This is a genomic window from Streptomyces sp. URMC 123 (assembly GCF_051386515.1).
In the GTDB taxonomy this organism is placed as follows: domain Bacteria; phylum Actinomycetota; class Actinomycetes; order Streptomycetales; family Streptomycetaceae; genus Streptomyces.
In genome coordinates, this window is the sequence record NZ_JBPQTV010000122.1 from 1 (window position 1) to 17,380 (window position 17,380).

Annotated in this window: 13 protein-coding genes, 3 tRNA genes and 1 pseudogene; 8 read left to right on the forward strand and 9 right to left on the reverse strand. The window is 71.2% G+C overall.

Annotated elements, in window-relative coordinates; genetic code table 11:
* Positions 1 to 325, reverse strand: a pseudogene (locus tag ACSNOD_RS16270) (hypothetical protein); the annotation flags it as partial.
* A 216-nt stretch (positions 326 to 541) separates the two neighbouring features.
* Between ACSNOD_RS16270 and hrpA the strand changes: the two are divergent.
* From hrpA to ACSNOD_RS16285, 3 genes are all read left to right on the forward strand, one after another.
* On the forward strand, positions 542 to 4,531 hold the full coding sequence (hrpA, locus tag ACSNOD_RS16275; protein WP_436767653.1) for an ATP-dependent RNA helicase HrpA: 3,990 nt from the start codon (positions 542 to 544) through the stop codon (positions 4,529 to 4,531).
* A gap of 121 nt (positions 4,532 to 4,652) precedes the next feature.
* Positions 4,653 to 4,727, forward strand: a tRNA-Asp gene (locus tag ACSNOD_RS16280).
* Positions 4,728 to 4,867: 140 nt separating this feature from the next.
* Positions 4,868 to 5,173, forward strand: a complete 306-nt coding sequence (locus ACSNOD_RS16285) for a DUF6274 family protein (RefSeq protein WP_436767654.1) — start codon at positions 4,868 to 4,870, stop codon at positions 5,171 to 5,173.
* Between the two features lie 526 nt (positions 5,174 to 5,699).
* Here the strand turns inward: ACSNOD_RS16285 and bldC are convergent.
* Positions 5,700 to 5,906 (reverse strand): developmental transcriptional regulator BldC, encoded by a 207-nt coding sequence (bldC, locus tag ACSNOD_RS16290; RefSeq protein ID WP_003949541.1) that lies wholly within the window; start codon positions 5,904 to 5,906, stop codon positions 5,700 to 5,702.
* A 450-nt stretch (positions 5,907 to 6,356) separates the two neighbouring features.
* Complete coding sequence (locus ACSNOD_RS16295) at positions 6,357 to 7,193, reverse strand: hypothetical protein (protein ID WP_436767655.1); 837 nt, start codon at positions 7,191 to 7,193, stop codon at positions 6,357 to 6,359.
* A gap of 240 nt (positions 7,194 to 7,433) precedes the next feature.
* Between ACSNOD_RS16295 and ACSNOD_RS16300 the strand changes: the two genes are divergently transcribed.
* Positions 7,434 to 8,546, forward strand: a complete 1,113-nt coding sequence (locus ACSNOD_RS16300) for a Leu/Phe/Val dehydrogenase (protein WP_436767656.1) — start codon at positions 7,434 to 7,436, stop codon at positions 8,544 to 8,546.
* Between the two features lie 383 nt (positions 8,547 to 8,929).
* Positions 8,930 to 9,181, forward strand: coding sequence for a DUF3073 domain-containing protein (locus ACSNOD_RS16305; protein ID WP_436767657.1), 252 nt, complete (start codon positions 8,930 to 8,932; stop codon positions 9,179 to 9,181).
* A gap of 182 nt (positions 9,182 to 9,363) precedes the next feature.
* Here ACSNOD_RS16305 and purM read toward each other — a convergent pair whose 3' ends face one another.
* The 6 genes from purM to purS form a co-directional block, all read right to left on the reverse strand.
* Positions 9,364 to 10,491, reverse strand: a complete 1,128-nt coding sequence (purM, locus tag ACSNOD_RS16310) for a phosphoribosylformylglycinamidine cyclo-ligase (protein WP_436767658.1) — start codon at positions 10,489 to 10,491, stop codon at positions 9,364 to 9,366.
* 31 nt (positions 10,492 to 10,522) lie between these two features.
* Positions 10,523 to 12,082 (reverse strand): amidophosphoribosyltransferase, encoded by a 1,560-nt coding sequence (purF, locus tag ACSNOD_RS16315; RefSeq protein WP_436767659.1) that lies wholly within the window; start codon positions 12,080 to 12,082, stop codon positions 10,523 to 10,525.
* 218 nt (positions 12,083 to 12,300) lie between these two features.
* The gene (locus ACSNOD_RS16320) at positions 12,301 to 13,113 is read right to left on the reverse strand and encodes a sterol carrier family protein (protein ID WP_436767660.1); all 813 of its coding nucleotides are present in this window, start codon (positions 13,111 to 13,113) and stop codon (positions 12,301 to 12,303) included.
* Positions 13,114 to 13,165: 52 nt separating this feature from the next.
* Entirely contained in the window at positions 13,166 to 15,439 is a 2,274-nt protein-coding gene (gene purL, locus ACSNOD_RS16325; RefSeq protein WP_436767661.1) for a phosphoribosylformylglycinamidine synthase subunit PurL, read from the reverse strand.
* Positions 15,436 to 16,116 (reverse strand): phosphoribosylformylglycinamidine synthase subunit PurQ, encoded by a 681-nt coding sequence (gene purQ, locus ACSNOD_RS16330; RefSeq protein WP_436767662.1) that lies wholly within the window; start codon positions 16,114 to 16,116, stop codon positions 15,436 to 15,438. The genes purL and purQ overlap by 4 nt, the downstream gene beginning before the upstream one ends.
* On the reverse strand, positions 16,113 to 16,361 hold the full coding sequence (purS, locus tag ACSNOD_RS16335) for a phosphoribosylformylglycinamidine synthase subunit PurS (RefSeq protein WP_436767664.1): 249 nt from the start codon (positions 16,359 to 16,361) through the stop codon (positions 16,113 to 16,115). The genes purQ and purS overlap by 4 nt, the downstream gene beginning before the upstream one ends.
* A gap of 318 nt (positions 16,362 to 16,679) precedes the next feature.
* Here purS and ACSNOD_RS16340 point away from each other — a divergent pair, with 318 nt between their 5' ends.
* From ACSNOD_RS16340 to ACSNOD_RS16350, 3 genes are all read left to right on the forward strand, one after another.
* Entirely contained in the window at positions 16,680 to 16,997 is a 318-nt protein-coding gene (locus tag ACSNOD_RS16340; RefSeq protein WP_436767663.1) for a histone-like nucleoid-structuring protein Lsr2, read from the forward strand.
* Positions 16,998 to 17,120: 123 nt separating this feature from the next.
* A tRNA-Gly gene (locus tag ACSNOD_RS16345) sits at positions 17,121 to 17,192 on the forward strand.
* 78 nt (positions 17,193 to 17,270) lie between these two features.
* Positions 17,271 to 17,343, forward strand: a tRNA-Gly gene (locus ACSNOD_RS16350).
* Positions 17,344 to 17,380: the final 37 nt, after the last annotated feature.

The window sequence follows — 17,380 nt, forward strand, 5'->3', positions numbered from 1 at the left end:
CGACGGGGCGGGTGGCGGGCGCCTGACCGTGCTCGTACGAGGGGCCGGCGGCGCGCGCGGGGACGGCGGGCTCGGTGTGGTGGCCGCCCGGGAACCGGTCGCAGCGGGGGGCGCGGTCGCCGTCCGCGACCGGGGCGGGGGCCGTGTGCGGAGCCGCCACCGGGGCCGTGTGCGAAGCCGCGACCGGGGCCGCGAGAAGGGCCGCCCGCGAGGTCGAGGTCGCGATCGGGGCCGCCTTGGGCGCGGCGAGGAACAGGGCGGCCAGGGCCGCGAGCAGGGTGAGGAGCGCTGCCGCCGGGGTGGCGGGGCGGGCCGTGCGCGCCATGGGCTCCTCTTCCCTTGGTGGGCCCCCATCCTAAGTCGCGGCCACGACGGCCGGCCCGCGGCGACGGCGCCACGGCCGCCCGCGTACGAAGGCCCGGCCCGCGGCGACCGCCGTACGACGACCGGCCCGCGGCCACCGCCGTACCGCGGTCCGCCCGCGCGCCGGGAGGAAACCGTTCGCGTCCCGGAACCCCGAGGTGAGATCCTTGACCGCGGTATGCCTACATCCTCGCCCTCGCCCGTCTCCTTCGCCGCCCTCCAGACCCGGCTGCCCGAGCTCACCTCGCGCGACGAGCGCCGCCTCGGGCGGCGCCTCGACGGCGCCCGGCGCATCCGCAAGCCCGACGCCCGCCAGGCCGTCCTCGCGGAGATCGAGGCCGAGATCGAGCAGGCCGAACTCCGCCTCGCGGCCCGCCGCGCCGCCGTCCCCGAGGTGACCTACCCCGAGCAGCTCCCGGTCAGCCAGAAGAAGGACGACATCCTGGCGGCGATCCGGGACCACCAGGTGGTGATCGTCGCCGGTGAGACCGGCTCCGGCAAGACCACCCAGATCCCCAAGATCTGCCTGGAGCTGGGCCGCGGCGTCCGGGGCCTGATCGGCCACACCCAGCCGCGCCGCATCGCCGCCCGGACGGTCGCCGAGCGCGTCGCCGAGGAGCTGAACACCCCGCTCGGCGGGGCCATCGGCTGGAAGGTCCGCTTCACCGACCAGGTGGGCGAGGACACCCTCGTCAAGCTGATGACGGACGGCATCCTGCTCGCGGAGATCCAGACGGACCGCGAGCTGCGCGCGTACGACACGATCATCATCGACGAGGCGCACGAGCGCAGCCTCAACATCGACTTCATCCTGGGCTATCTCGCCCAGCTCCTCCCCCGCCGCCCCGACCTCAAGGTCGTGATCACCTCGGCGACGATCGACCCGGAGCGCTTCTCCCGGCACTTCGGCGACGCGCCGATCATCGAGGTGAGCGGCCGCACCTATCCGGTGGAGGTCCGCTACCGCCCGCTGCTGGAGGAGGACGGCACCGACCCGGACCGCGACCAGGTCACCGCGATCTGCGACGCGGTGGACGAGCTCCAGCGCGAGGGCGAGGGCGACATCCTGGTGTTCCTCTCCGGGGAGCGCGAGATCCGCGACACCGCGGACGCCCTGGAGAAGAAGTTCCGCGCCGGCGGCGCGGTCGCCGCCCGCACCGAGGTGCTGCCGCTCTACGCCCGGCTCTCGCACGCCGAGCAGCACCGCGTCTTCCAGCGGCACTCCGGCCGCCGTGTCGTGCTGGCGACGAACGTCGCCGAGACGTCCCTGACCGTCCCGGGCATCAAGTACGTGATCGACCCGGGCACCGCGCGGATCTCCCGCTACAGCCACCGCACCAAGGTGCAGCGGCTGCCGATCGAGCGGATCTCGCAGGCCAGCGCCAATCAGCGCAAGGGCCGCTGCGGCCGTACGAGCGACGGCATCTGCATCCGGCTGTACTCCGAGGAGGACTTCCTCGCCCGCCCGGAGTTCACGGACGCCGAGATCCTGCGGACGAACCTCGCGTCGGTCATCCTGCAGATGACCGCGGCGGGCCTCGGGGACATCGAGAAGTTCCCGTTCATCGATCCGCCGGACCGCCGCAACATCAAGGACGGCGTCCAGCTCCTGGAGGAGCTCGGCGCGCTCGACCCGGCGCAGAAGGACCCCCGCAAGCGCCTGACGCCCACCGGCCGCAAGCTGGCCCAGCTCCCGGTGGACCCGCGGCTGGCCCGCATGGTGCTGGAGGCCGAGCGGAACAACTGCGTCCGCGAGGTGATGGTGATCGCGGCGGCGCTGTCCATCCAGGACCCGCGCGAGCGCCCCTCCGACAAGCAGCAGCAGGCGGACCAGCAGCACGCCCGCTTCAAGGACGAGACCAGCGACTTCCTCACCTATCTGAACCTGTGGCGCTATGTGCGTGAGCAGCAGAAGGCGCTGTCCTCCTCCGCGTTCCGCCGGATGTGCAAGGCGGAGTTCCTGAACTACCTGCGCATACGGGAGTGGCAGGACATCTACTCCCAGCTGCGCACGGTCGCCAAGACCATGGGCATCCAGCTGTCCGAGCAGGACGCGGCCGAGCAGCACATCCACACCTCGCTGCTGGCCGGACTGCTCTCGCACATCGGTCTCAAGGACACCGACAAGAACGAGTACCTGGGCGCGCGCGGCGCCAAGTTCGCCGTCTTCCCGGGCTCGGCGCTGTTCAAGAAGCCGCCGCGCTGGCTGATGTCGGCCGAACTGGTGGAGACCTCCCGCCTGTGGGCGCGGGTGAACGCCAGGGTCGAGCCCGAGTGGATCGAGCCGCTGGCCCAGCACCTGGTCAAGCGCGCGTACAGCGAGCCGCACTGGGAGAAGGACCAGGCCGCGGTGATGGCGTACGAGCGGGTGACGCTCTACGGCGTGCCGATCGTCGCCCAGCGCAAGGTCAACTACGGCCGGATCGACCCGGAGACGAGCCGGGAGCTGTTCATCCGCCATGCGCTGGTGGAGGGCGACTGGCGCACCCACCACCAGTTCTTCCACGACAACCGGAAGCTGCTGGGCGAGGTGGAGGAGCTGGAGCACCGCGCCCGCCGCCGCGACATCCTGGTGGACGACGAGACGCTCTTCGACTTCTACGACCAGCGGCTGCCCGAGCACGTGGTCTCCGGCGCGCACTTCGACTCCTGGTGGAAGCACAAGCGCCGGGAGGCCCCGGAGCTGCTGGACTTCGAGAAGTCCATGCTCATCAACGAGCGGGCGTCGGGCGTCACCAAGGACGACTACCCGGACTCCTGGCGCCAGGGGAAGCTGAAGTTCAAGCTGACGTACCAGTTCGAGCCGGGGGCGGACGCGGACGGCGTCACCGTCCACATCCCGCTCCAGGTGCTCAACCAGGTCACCCCCGAGGGCTTCGACTGGCAGATCCCGGGCCTGCGCGAGGACCTGATCACCGAGCTGATCCGGTCGCTGCCCAAGGCGGTGCGGCGCAACTACGTGCCGGCGCCGAACTACGCGCAGCGCTTCCTGGACATCGCCGTCCCGTTCCAGGAGCCGCTCACCACCGCGCTCGGCCGTGAGCTGCACCGCATGGTCGGGGTGCGGATCGACCCGGCGGACTGGGACTGGTCGAAGGTCCCCGACCATCTGAAGATCACCTTCCGGGTGACCGACGAGCGCCGGCGCAAGCTCGCCGAGGACAAGGACCTGGAAGCGCTCAAGGTGCGGCTCAGGCCCAGGACCCGGGCGGCGATCACCAAGGCGTTCGAGCAGGCCACCGGCGGCGCGGCCGGCGGGTCCGGCGCGGGGGCCGGCGGCGGCTTCGACCAGCGCACCGGGCTGACCCGGTGGACCGTCGGCTCGCTGCCGCGCACCTTCGAGACGCGCCGCGCGGGCCAGCCCGTCAAGGCGTACCCGGCGCTGGTGGACGAGGGCTCGTCGGTGGCCGTGCGGCTCTTCGACACCGAAGCAGAGCAGCGGCGGGCGATGTGGCGCGGCACACGCCGGCTGCTGATGCTGAACATCCCGGTCAACGCGGCGAAGTACGCCCAGGACAAGCTGACCAACCAGCAGAAGCTGGCCCTGTCCCGCAATCCCCACGGCTCGCTGGGCGCGCTCTTCGACGACTGCGTCACGGCGGCCGTCGACCGGCTGATCGCCGTGCACGGCGGGCCGGCGTGGGACGAGGAGTCGTTCCGCAAGCTGTTCGACGCCGTGCGCGCCGACGTGGTGGACGAGACGGTCAAGGCGGTGCGCGGGGTGCAGGAGGTGCTGGCCGCCTGGCAGGCGTGCGAGCGCCGGCTGAAGGCGGTCTCCTCGCCGACGCTGCTGACCTCGCTCACCGACGTCAAGGAGCAGTTGGCCGAGCTGGTGAAGCCGGGCTTCGTCACCGCCCACGGAGTGCGCAGGCTGCCGGACCTGCTGCGCTATCTGGTGGCCGTGGACCGGCGGCTGACCCAGCTGCCCGCCAACGCCGAGCGGGACCGCACCCGGATGGCGAAGGTCCGCGAGATGCGCGAGGAGTACGACTGGCTGCTGGCGGAGCTGGCCCGGGCGCACCCCTCCCGGCCGGTGCCGCAGGAGGTCCTGGACATCCGCTGGATGATCGAGGAGCTCCGGGTGAGCTACTTCGCCCATGCGCTGGGCACGGCGTTCCCGGTGTCGGACAAGCGCATCCTGAAGGCGATCGACGCGGCGGCTCCGTAGGGCCCGCCGCGGGCCGCGCGCTCCCGGGGGCGGCCCCCGGGAGCACCGGTTCGACCAGGACCCCTGACCTGCTGTACAGTCTGTCTTCGCAGCGCAGGAAAGAAAAAGCGCCGCGAAACCTGGTCCTGTGGAGCAGTTTGGAGTGCTCGCCACCCTGTCAAGGTGGAGGCCGCGGGTTCAAATCCCGTCAGGACCGCCGTTCGGCCCGCATGCGTCACGCATGCGGGCCGTTTTGCTGTGCCGCGGCATATTGACGGCGGCATCTGCCGCCGGTACGCAGGAACCCAGAGGGCGGCCCGCCCCGGGGAGTGCACGCGCACGGCCGGAGGTGCACGCATGGTCGAGACGGCGAAGCACAGGACCAGGGCGCTGCTGCGCGCCCATCTGTCGGCCGCGTCGGGCTATCGCCATCTGACCCGCCACTGTCCGATCTGCCATCAGCTGCTGCGGCTGGCCATGGAGCCCGGCGAGGCGCCCGCGCCGTCCGAGTCCCCCGAGCCGGCGGCCGCGGTCGGCGCGGAGGGCGGTGCGGCCGCCACGGAGCCGGGGAGCGCCCCGGAGCGCGTGGAGGTCGTCTGCGTCGCCCACGGCCGGGAGAGCGCCCAGGAGGGCCGCAGGGACGAAAGTCCCCCGCCTCGGTGACCAACGGCGGGTTCACGACCGCCGTGTCGGTGGAAGGCTGAAAATGACTCCGAAGTGGCCGTCGATAACCCCATATCGCAGGGTTCCGCCGGGGACAAGAAGCACACCCTGTGACGGGAGTCACCGAACGAGTTTCGGTGACCGGGGAACTTAACCCCTCCCTACACCCGGTCAATTTAATATGTGCAATTGCACTGTCCGGGGAAGGGTGCCGGAAGGAGAGCCGGCCCCGGGTGCGGCGACCCGCCCCGCGGGGCGCGGACCCCCGGGTCCGGCCCAGGGCCGGGCGTGGGCCCGGAGCCCGGGCCCGGGCTCGGCTCAGGGACCGGACCCGAATCCGGGCCCGGACATAAAAAGATCGCGCTGGACCCGGCGGAGTCCAGCGCGATCGACGACGTGTCCTCGGCGAAGTGCGTCAGAGGGAAATGGAGCCTGTTGGGGCAGGCGCCCGTCGTGTGGAACAGGTGGGCAACGGCCGGGTTGGGGGCCCCGGAATGTGCCCGGTCATGCGTTATTTATGTGGTTGTCAGGCCTCGCTGCGCTGCTGCGGGATGCCCGCGAGCAGGGCGCGGACCTCCGCTTCGCGGTAGCGGCGGTGCCCGCCGAGCGTGCGGATGGACGTGAGCTTGCCGGCCTTGGCCCAGCGCGTGACCGTCTTCGGGTCCACGCGGAACATCGTGGCGACCTCAGCCGGGGTCAGCAGCGGCTCGGCATCAGGGGTGCGAGCGGTCATGAGCGGCCTCCTCGGGAGAACCGAACCATCACGGTTCTTTCCTCTAAATTCTGCACCTTGACCCGCGTTGCCCGAAATGGCGCACGCAGGCCGAGTCGGTTATAGGACGAACGGCTTGTCCTCGGCACTACAACTACACCATCTGTCCAGCCCGGTCGGCCAAACCGATGGAATTGCCCCCTCAGGTGTTCAACCTCGGCGGAAGCCGATGGACCATGCCATAACGGACAGTCACGGCATCGTGACGATCAGTCACGATGATAGATCCGGGACGCCCGCAACGACCAAGAGGTGCAATACCGAGGAATCCACCCTTAAGCGGACACAGGAGCCCCAGCCGGGCTCCTTGTCCTATTTTGACACGAGAGCTAGGGATGGGGGCAAGGCCGGAAAAAGTGCTGTCCGTCACGCTTGTGGCATTGGCCCGGATAGGGACCTACGTCCTGGGCCTCAGCTGGCGAACTGCCGCTCGCGCACGGCCCGCCAGCGGACCGTCAGCCGCTCGTACGCCTCGCCCGCCCGCGTGCCGTCACCCGCGCTGAGCGCTTCCAGTCCCTCGGCCACATCGGCGGCCGAGTGGTCCTCGGCGAGACGATCCTCTCCCAGAGCGTGCACCAGACCGCCGTAGTCCAGCTCCACCAGGGACCGCGGATGGAACTCTTCCAGCCACCGGCCCACATTCTCCAGCCCCTCCAGCAGCGGGCCCTCCTCCAGCGCGTCCCGCAGCGCCTTGAGCCCCCGGGCGACCCGCCGCCGCGCCTGGGCCATCGGGGTGCGGTAGCGCAGCACCGGCGCCTCCGGGTCCTTGACGTACTCCCGCTCCTCGTCGGAGAAGAGCACGAACCAGCGGACCGGCACGTGCCAGGTCGCCGAGCGAATCCACGGCCGGGCGTCCGGATTCCGCTCCCGCCAGCGCTCGTAGTCCGTCACCGCCTGGCGGCGGATCACCGGCGGCAGCACCGCGTCCAGCACCGGCGGCGGCAGTTGCTCCGCGAGCTCGGCGAGCGCCAGCCAGCCGCGCAGCCGGGTCCGCCAGGGACAGACGCAGGTGACACCGTCCACCACCGCCACGAAGGCGTCGCCGCTCTCGTGCACCGGCACCGGTACGGGCGGCACGGGCAGCAAGTCGGCGAGGGAGCGGCGCAGTTCGTCCTGGGCCGTGGGGGTCTCCTCACGGGCCGCGTAGCGGTACCAATGGGACCTCTCGGGCTCGGGAAAGGCGGCCAGAGGTTCATAGACCCGTAGATAGGCCGCGTACGGGACCATCACCGAAGACGCCAGGGCCACGCCTCTACTCCCTCGTCGGTGCCGGACGGTGTCGGAGCCTGCTCCCCGCGCTCCGCGCGGACCCGGGGGCCCGGCGGGGCTGTGCAGATCGTCCCACGTCCGTAGTCCGATAGCGGCACTCCGGTGATCCGAGGGCCGTTCAGGTTCTACTCTGTGGCCGACCGGCCCTCCGGGACCTCTTCCCGCCACAAGCGGGGAACGGCGCCGAGGGCGTTCTCCGCGACTTCGGGAGTCACCACCGTGACCGACGTTCGTCCCACCGTCAGCGCCGACGGCCCCACCGGGCAGAGCGTGCTGTCCACGCTGTTCCGTTCCGAGCAAGGCGGCCATGAGCAGGTCGTCCTCTGCCAGGACCGCGAGACCGGCCTCAAGGCCGTGATCGCCATCCACTCCACCGCCCTCGGACCCGCCCTCGGCGGCACCCGCTTCCACGCGTACGGCTCCGAGGAGGAGGCGGTGCTGGACGCGCTCAACCTCTCCCGGGGCATGTCCTACAAGAACGCCCTCGCGGGGCTGAACCACGGCGGCGGCAAGGCCGTCATCATCGGCGACCCCGAGACGGTCAAGACCGAGGAACTCCTGCTCGCCTACGGCCGCTTCGTGGCCTCGCTCGGCGGGCGTTACGTCACCGCCTGCGATGTCGGCACCTATGTCGCCGACATGGACGTGGTGGCCCGCACGTGCCAGTGGACCACCGGCCGCTCCCCCGAGGGCGGCGGCGCCGGCGACTCCTCGGTGCTCACCGCCTACGGCGTCTTCCAGGGCATGCGCGCCAGCGCCCAGCACCTGTGGGGCGACCCCACGCTGCGCGGCCGCCGGGTCGGCGTCGCCGGCGTCGGCAAGGTCGGCCACCACCTCGTCGCCCACCTCCTGGAGGACGGCGCCGAGGTCGTGATCACGGACGTCAGAGCCGCCTCCGTGGAGGCCGTGCGCCGGCGCCACCCGCAGGTCACCGCCGTCGCGGACACGGACGCGCTGATCCGCGCCGACCTGGACGTCTACGCCCCGTGCGCGCTCGGCGGCGCCCTCAACGACGCCACGGTGCCGGCCCTGACCGCGAAGGTCGTCTGCGGCGCCGCCAACAACCAGCTCGCCCACCCGGGGGTCGAGAAGGACCTCGCGGACCGCGGCGTCCTCTACGCGCCCGACTATGTGGTGAACGCCGGTGGCGTCATCCAGGTCGCGGACGAGCTGCACGGTTTCGACTTCGACCGGGCCAAGGCGAAGGCGTCTCGGATCTTTGACACGACTTTGGCCATATTTGATCGGGCGAAGGCGGACGGCATCCCGCCGGCCGCCGCGGCCGACCGGCTCGCCGAGCAGCGGATGGCGGAGGCGCGGGCCCAGTCCTGATCACGGACCGAGCCCGGCCCCTGAGCGCGGGGACCGTTCGGTCCCCGCGCCCCCGGGCCCCGGGGACGGCCGCTTTCGGCGTACGAGGGCCGGGTGCGGCCGTCCCGCGGCGCGCGGTGGGACGGACCCGCGAGAGACTTCTCACGCCCCATCGGCGGGTCGATGCCCGACAGAAGGTAAAATCGAAGCTGACCAGCGAGGACAGGGCTCCTCGTAGGTTCTGCTGCGTGGCGCGTCCTGCGGGCGACGTACCGTATGGCCGCGGAAGCAGGTACCGTTGAAGCCCTACGGACCGGTCTCTCCCTCGAGAGCCCGCTCCAACTCATGAACGCGTGTGTCAAGACTCTGGGGCCGTCGAGCCCCGTCGTTGAGGGGGTCGAGCCATGGGGCGCGGCCGGGCCAAGGCCAAGCAGACTAAGGTCGCCCGCCAGCTGAAGTACAACAGCGGTGGGACGGACCTGTCACGCCTGGCCGAGGAGCTGGGCGCATCGACGTCGAAGCAGCCGCCGAATGGCGAGCCGTTCGAGGACGATGAGCTGGACGACGACCCGTACGCACAGTACGCGGATCGCTACAACGTAGAGGACGAAGAGGACGACCAGTCCGACTCGTCCGCTCTGCGGCGGCGCGCCTGACTTCAGGCGTCCCACAGCACGACCACTGACCCGGTTCGGAGCTCACCTCCGGACCGGGTTCTGTGCTGCCCGGGGGCGGCACGGAACCCCGGCCGGGAGCCGCGGCGGCCCGGCGCGATGCCGCCGCGGGGTTCCGGCCGGGAGCCGCGGGGCCCCGGCCCGGGGCCACCGCGGGCCGGTTCTCAGCTCGCGTAGTCACCGATCATCCCGACCGGCCCGGCGTGCTCACCGCTCTCCGCGCGATCGGTGATCTCACCGGCGACCCAGGCGTCGACCCCCCGGTCCGCCAGCGTGGTGAGCGCCACGTCCACCGACTCCGCGGGCACCACGGCCATCATGCCGACGCCCATGTTGAGCGTCTTCTCCAGCTCCGGCCGAGCGACCTCGCCGACCGCCCCGACCAGGTCGAACACCGCGCCGGGGGCCCAGGTTGCGCGGTCGACGACGGCGTGCAGCCCGTCCGGGATCACCCGGGCCAGGTTGTTGGCCAGCCCACCGCCGGTGATGTGCGAGTACGCGTGCACCTCGGCGGTGCGGGTGAGCGCCAGGCAGTCCAGCGAGTAGATCCTGGTGGGCTCCAGCAGCTCCTCGCCGAGGGTGCGGCCGAACTCCGGAACCTCCCGGTCCAGCGCCCATCCCGCACGGTCGAAGAGGACATGCCGAACGAGCGAGTACCCGTTCGAGTGAAGTCCGGAGGACGCCATCGCGATCACGGCGTCACCCGTACGGATGCGATCCGCGCCCAGCAGCCGGTCGGCCTCGACCACGCCGGTGCCGGCGCCCGCGACATCGAACTCGTCCGGGCCCAGCAGCCCGGGGTGCTCCGCCGTCTCGCCGCCGACCAGGGCGCAGCCGGCGAGGACGCAGCCCTCGGCGATGCCCTTGACGATGGCGGCGACCCGCTCGGGGTGGACCTTGCCGACGCAGATGTAGTCGGTCATGAACAGCGGTTCGGCACCGCACACCACGATGTCGTCCATGACCATGGCGACCAGGTCGTGACCGATCGTGTCGTAGACGCCCATCCGCCGGGCGATGTCGACCTTGGTGCCGACGCCGTCCGTGGCGGAGGCGAGCAGCGGGCGCTCGTAGCGCTTGAGGGCGCTCGCGTCGAAGAGGCCGGCGAAGCCGCCGAGGCCGCCGACGACCTCCGGGCGGGTGGCCTTCTTCACCCACTCCTTCATCAGCTCGACCGCGCGGTCGCCCGCCTCGATGTCGACGCCCGCGGCGGCGTAGCTCGCCCCACCGCCGCCGTTTCCGGCACCACTGGTTCCGGCAGAGCCGTTTCCGGCATCGCTGTTTCCGGACATAGCAGACATGGGAGGTTCTTTCGGGTCGTGGTTACGGGCGGCGCAGCGCGTCGGCGCCGCCGACACCGGCCGTGAGCGTCCGGACGCCGTCGGGGTCGGTCTTGGCCTGCCCGCCCGGCTCGGGCTCCAGCAGGTGCTTCCCCAGCAGCTCCGGGTCCGGCAGCGCCATCGGGTACTCGCCGTCGAAGCAGGCGCGGCAGAGGTTCGGCTTGCCGATGGTGGTCGCCTCGACCATGGCGTCGAGGGAGATGTACGCCAGCGAGTCGGCGCCCAGCGACTTGCCGATCTCCTCGACGGACAGCCCGTTGGCGATCAGCTCCGCGCGGGTGGCGAAGTCGATGCCGAAGAAGCAGGGCCACTTGATCGGCGGCGAGGAGATCCGGATGTGGACCTCGGCGGCGCCGGCCTCGCGCAGCATCCGGACCAGCGCGCGCTGGGTGTTGCCGCGGACGATCGAGTCGTCGACGACCACCAGGCGCTTGCCCCGGATGACCTCCTTGAGGGGGTTGAGCTTGAGCCGGATGCCCAGCTGGCGAATGGTCTGGCTGGGCTGGATGAAGGTCCGGCCCACGTACGAGTTCTTTACCAGCCCGGAGCCGTACGGGATGCCGCTCGCCTCGGCGTAGCCCACGGCGGCGGGGGTGCCGGACTCCGGGGTCGCTATCACCAGGTCGGCCTCGGCCGGAGCCTCGGCGGCCAGCCGGCGGCCCATCTCCACCCGCGAGAGATAGACGTTGCGGCCGGCGATGTCGGTGTCGGGGCGGGCGAGGTAGACGTACTCGAAGACACAGCCCTTGGGGCGGGCCTCGGCGAAGCGGGAGGAGCGCAGCCCGTCCTCGTCGACGGCGATCAGCTCACCGGGCTCGATCTCGCGGATGAAGGAGGCGCCGACGATGTCGAGGGCGGCGGTCTCGCTCGCCACGACCCAGCCGCGCTCCAGCCGGCCCAGCACCAGCGGGCGGATGCCCTGCGGGTCGCGGGCGGCGTAGAGGGTGTGCTCGTCCATGAAGACCAGCGAGAAGGCGCCCTGCACGGTGGGCAGGACCTTGGTGGCGGCGGCCTCGACGGTCATCGGCTTGCCGTCGTCGTCGGCCTGGCCGGCGAGGAGGGCGGTCACCAGATCGGTGTCGTTGGTCGCCGCGACCTGGGTGGCGCGTCCGTTGTCGCGGGGCAGGGCCGCGACCATCTCGGCCAGCTCGGCGGTGTTCACGAGATTGCCGTTGTGACCCAGCGCGATCGAGCCGTGGGCGGTCGCGCGGAAGGTCGGCTGGGCGTTCTCCCACACCGAGGCACCGGTCGTCGAGTAGCGGGCGTGGCCCACCGCGATATGACCTTGGAGCGAGCTGAGCGAGGTCTCGTCGAAGACTTGGGAGACCAGACCCATGTCCTTGAAGACGAGGATCTGCGAGCCGTTGCTCACCGCGATGCCCGCGGACTCCTGTCCTCGGTGCTGTAGCGCGTACAGCCCGAAATAGGTGAGTTTGGCGACCTCTTCTCCCGGCGCCCAGACTCCGAAGACGCCACATGCGTCCTGGGGGCCTTTCTCGCCGGGAAGGAGATCGTGGTTGAGTCGTCCGTCACCACGTGGCACGCCACCGAGTCTAGGCCAGATCGGGGAATCGTCCGAACCGGGTGGGGCACCGCAATGGGGGTACTACGGGGTTACGTGCTCGAATGAGGCGAGAATCACTCAGCTCGCGGACACGGAGTGAGCGCGGGATTACGCACGGACGACGGGAAGGGGTCGGGAAGCCGCCCCTTTCTTTGCCTTTTCCGACTTTGCGCGGGCCTTTTCGGCCTTTTCGCATTTCAGCGGAGCACGGGGAGGTGGGCCGCCAGGTCCGCGCGCTCCCCGCTGGCGGTCACCGCCGCGGAATCCAGCGCGTCCGCCCACCCCACGCGGCCGGTGGCCAGGCGCAGCCAGGTCAGCGGGTCGGTCTCCACCACGTTCGGCGGGGTGCCCCGGGTGTGCCGGGGGCCCTCGACGCACTGGACCACGGCATACGGCGGGACGCGCACCTCGACCGATCCGCCGGGGGCCGCGGCGGCCAGGGCATCGGCCAGCAGCCGTACGGTCGCGGCCAACGCCTGGCGCTCCAGGGGCACTTCGGTGCCCGTGGCGCGGGCGAGGTCGTCGGCGTGCACGACGAGCTCCACGAGCCGGGTGACCAGGAAGTCGGCCGCGCGCAGGGTCCCGAGCCGGATGTGGACGACACGGGCCGGCTCCGCCGCCCGGTCCAGGACGGCCGCCAGCTCCTCGGCGGCGGCGTCCAGCCGGGCGGCCGGGTCGGGGGTCCGGGCGGCGGCGTCCCGGGTGTCCTCGTCCAGCGCGCCGGCGATCCGTTCGGTGGACCGCGCCCAGGTGACGAGGTCCAGCTCGTCCCGGGCGGGCCGCGGCCGCTCCTCGGACCCCGCCAGGGCGCGCGGCACCGCTTCGACCTGCCGGGCGATGTGCGTCAGCAGCGCGCGTACGTCCCAGCCGGGCAGCCCCGAGGGCCGGGACAGCTCCGGCTCCCCCAGCTCGCGCGCCACATCCCGTACGGCGTCCAATTGCGCGGTCAGCGCGGCCCGCACCTTCGCGGGGTCGTGACGGCGGGCCCGGGGCTTGCTCGCGGACGGCATGGCCCGAGCTTAAGGGCCCCGCTCCCCACCAGGGGGAACGGGGCCCCGCCGATCAGGCGAACAGCGCCGGAATCGTGGCCTCGTGCGCCGCGCGCAGCTCGCTCAGCGGCAGCACGAACTGCCCCTGCACGTCGACCGCGTCGCCGTCCACCACGCCGACGCGGGTCGCGGGCAGCCCGCGCGCCCCGCACATGTCCGTGAACCGCAGCTCCTCGCTGCGCGGCACCGCGACGACCGCACGGCCCGCGGACTCGGAGAACAGGAACGTGAACGCGTCCAGACCGTCCGGGACGATCAGCCGAGCGCCCTTGCCGCCGCGCAGACACGACTCCACGACCGCCTGGATCAGACCGCCGTCCGACAGGTCGTGCGCCGCGTCCACCATGCCGTCGCGCGAGGCCGAGATCAGGATCTCGGCCAGCAGCTTCTCGCGACCGAGGTCCACCTTCGGCGGCAGCCCGCCGAGGTGGCCGTGGACGACCTCCGCCCAGGCCGAGCCGCCGAACTCCGCCGCCGTGTCGCCGAGCAGATAGAGCAGCTGCCCCTCCTCGGCGAAGCCGATCGGCGTGCGGCGCGTGACGTCGTCGATCACACCGAGCACCGCGACCACGGGCGTCGGATGGATCGCCGTCTCTCCGGTCTGGTTGTAGAGCGAGACATTGCCGCCGGTCACCGGCGTGCCCAGGGCCAGGCAGCCGTCCGCGAGGCCGCGCGTCGCCTCCGCGAACTGCCACATCACCGCCGGGTCCTCGGGCGAGCCGAAGTTCAGGCAGTTGGAGATGGCGAGCGGCCTGGCGCCGGCCGCGGCGACATTGCGGTACGACTCGGCGAGCGCCAACTGCGCGCCCGCGTACGGGTCGAGCTTGGCGTACCGGCCGTTGCCGTCCGTGGACACCGCGACGCCGAGGTTCGTCTCCTCGTCGATGCGGATCACACCGGAGTCCTCCGGCTGCGCCAGCACGGTGTTGCCCTGCACGAAGCGGTCGTACTGGTCGGTGATCCAGGACTTGGACGCCTGGTTCGGCGAGGCCACGACCTTCAGGACCTGCTCGCGCAGCTCCGCCGCGTCCGCCGGGCGGGGCAGCGCGCCCGCGTCGTCGGCCTGCAGCGCGTCCTGCCACGCGGGACGGGCGTACGGGCGCTCGTACACCGGGCCCTCGTGCGCCACCGTGCGCGGCGGCACGTCCACGATCTGCTCGCCGTGCCAGAAGATCTCCAGCCGCTCGCCGTCCGTCACCTCGCCGATGACGCTGGCCAGGACGTCCCACTTCTCGCAGATCTCCAGGAAGCGGTCGATCTTCTCTGGGCGCACGATGGCACACATGCGCTCCTGCGACTCGCTCATGAGGATCTCCTCGGGCGAGAGGGTGGAGTCGCGCAGCGGCACGGTGTCCAGCTCGACCCGCATGCCGCCCGAACCGGCGCTCGCCAGCTCGCTGGTGGCGCAGGACAGACCCGCGCCGCCCAGGTCCTGGATGCCCTCGACGAGGTTCTCCCGGAAGATCTCCAGGGTGCACTCGATCAGCAGCTTCTCCTGGAACGGGTCGCCGACCTGGACCGCGGGGCGCTTGGTGGGCCGGCCCGTGCCGGAGGCGCTGTCGCCCGCGTCCTCGAAGGTCTCGGAGGCGAGCACGGAGACGCCGCCGATGCCGTCGCCACCGGTGCGGGCGCCGTACAGGACCACCTTGTTGCCGGCGCCGGACGCCTTCGCCAGGTGGATGTCCTCGTGCTTCATCACGCCCACGCACAGGGCGTTGACCAGCGGGTTTCCCTGGTAGCAGGGGTCGAAGACGACCTCGCCGCCGATGTTCGGCAGGCCCAGGCAGTTGCCGTAGCCACCGATGCCCGCGACCACGCCGGGCAGCACCCGCCTGGTGTCGGGGTGGTCGGCCGCGCCGAACCGCAGCGGGTCCATCACGGCGACCGGGCGGGCGCCCATGGCCAGGATGTCGCGGACGATGCCGCCGACGCCGGTGGCCGCGCCCTGGTACGGCTCGATGTACGAGGGGTGGTTGTGCGACTCGACCTTGAAGGTCACGGCGTAGCCCTGGCCGACGTCGACGACGCCCGCGTTCTCGCCGATGCCGACGAGCAGCGCGTCGCTGGCGGGGGCCTTCTCGCCGAACTGCCGCAGGTGCACCTTGCTGGACTTGTACGAGCAGTGCTCGGACCACATGACCGAGTACATGGCGAGCTCGGCGCCGGTGGGGCGGCGGCCGAGGATGGCCCGGATGCGCTCGTACTCGTCCTGCTTCAGCCCGAGTTCGGCCCAGGGCTGCTCGACGTCCGGCGTCTCCTGTGCGTGCTTGACGGTGTCGAGACTCATGAGGTGACCAGCTTCTTGAGGATCGAGGTGAAGAACCCGAGGCCGTCCGTGCCGCCGGTGCCGACCTGCGGGTCGACGGCGTGCTCGGGGTGCGGCATGAGGCCGACGACGTTGCCCGCCTCGTTGGTGACACCGGCGATGTCCCGCAGCGAGCCGTTGGGGTTGCCGTCCAGGTAGCGGAAGGCGACCCGCCCCTCGGCCTCCAGCATGTCCAGCGTCCGCTCGTCGGCCACATAGCGGCCGTCCATGTTCTTGAGCGGGATGCGGATCTCCTGGCCGGCGGTGTAGTCGGCGGTCCAGGCGGTGTCCGCGCTCTCCACCCGCAGCCGCTGCTCGCGGCAGATGAAGTGCAGATGGTCGTTGCGCAGCATCGCGCCGGGCAGCAGATGCGTCTCGGTGAGCACCTGGAAGCCGTTGCAGATGCCCAGCACCGGCAGCCCGGCGCGGGCCTGGTCCACCAGGGTCTCCATCACGGGCGAGAAGCGGGAGATGGCCCCGGCCCGCAGGTAGTCGCCGTACGAGAACCCGCCGGGCAGCACGACGGCGTCGACCTGCTTGAGGTCCTTGTCCCGGTGCCACAGGGCGACGGGCTCGGCCCCGGCGCGGCGCACCGCGCGGTGCGTGTCCCGGTCGTCGAGGCTGCCGGGGAAGGTGACGACCCCGATCCGAGCGGTCACCGCTCCTCCACCTTCACGGTGAAGTCCTCGATGACGGTGTTGGCGAGGAAGGTTTCCGCCATCTCGTGGATGCGGGCGAGGGCGGTCTCGTCGACCGGCCCGTCGACCTCCAGTTCGAAGCGCTTCCCCTGGCGGACATCCGCGATGCCCTCGAAGCCCAGCCGGGGCAGTGCACGCTGCACCGCCTGTCCCTGGGGGTCGAGGATCTCCGGCTTGAGCATGACGTCGACGACGACGCGTGCCACGGTCACTCCCGGTGGTGTGGTGCGTGAGTTGACAACACCGTACCCCGCCCGAAAATCTACGCGGGTAGATATGCGGGCGGTATCCGGGGCGCTCCATCACGTTTACGCATCGGGCCCGGTAACCGGCGGCGAAAAATCGGGAAAACCCCGGGGGCGGTCATTGCTCCATGACACGCGGACGAAATTACCTGGGCTTCCCAATGCAATGCCGCCCGCTGTACAAATGAAAAAGGCTGGTTTCCGAACATCCGGCCTTCCGCGGCATGCCGTGTCATCGCACGTCATCGCGGAGAAGGCCGCCCGAAAGGACCGATATCCGTGGCACAGCGCGTAGTGGTCACACTCTCCGACGACATCGACGGCGGGGAAGCGGCGGAGACGGTCATCTTCGGCCTCGACGGCAAGTCCTACGAGATCGATCTCAACTCCGCCAACGCGAAGAAACTCCGCGGCACCCTCGCCCCGTACGTGGCCGCCGGCCGCAAGCGCTCGGCCTCCGGCAAGGCGTACCACCGGACCGCCGTCGCCCCGGACCCGGCGGCCGTGCGGGCCTGGGCCCGCTCCAACGGCATGGAGGTGCCGCCGCGGGGCCGCATCCCGAAGAAGGTCTACGAGGCGTTCAACGCCGCGGGTTGAGGGGCGAGCGGGCCCGGACGCCGGGGCCCGCGGAGCCGACTTGCGCGACACCCGGGGTGATCAGCTAAAGTCTGGAGCACGCCGAGGGGCGAGGCCGAAAAGGCCGAAACCCCGAGGAGTCACGCGGGTGTAGCTCAGTAGTAGAGCGCCCCCTTTCCAAGGGGGAGGCGCAGTGTGCGATCCCTGTCACCCGCTCTCATCACTTACCGACCACTCCGGTGGATCAGGTAGAGTGGTGTTCGCGCCGAACGGTGAGAGCCGTTCGGAGGCAATGCGGACGTGGCTCAGTTGGTAGAGCATCACCTTGCCAAGGTGAGGGTCGCGAGTTCGAATCTCGTCGTCCGCTCAGTGGAAAGGCCCCGATCGGGAAACCGATCGGGGCC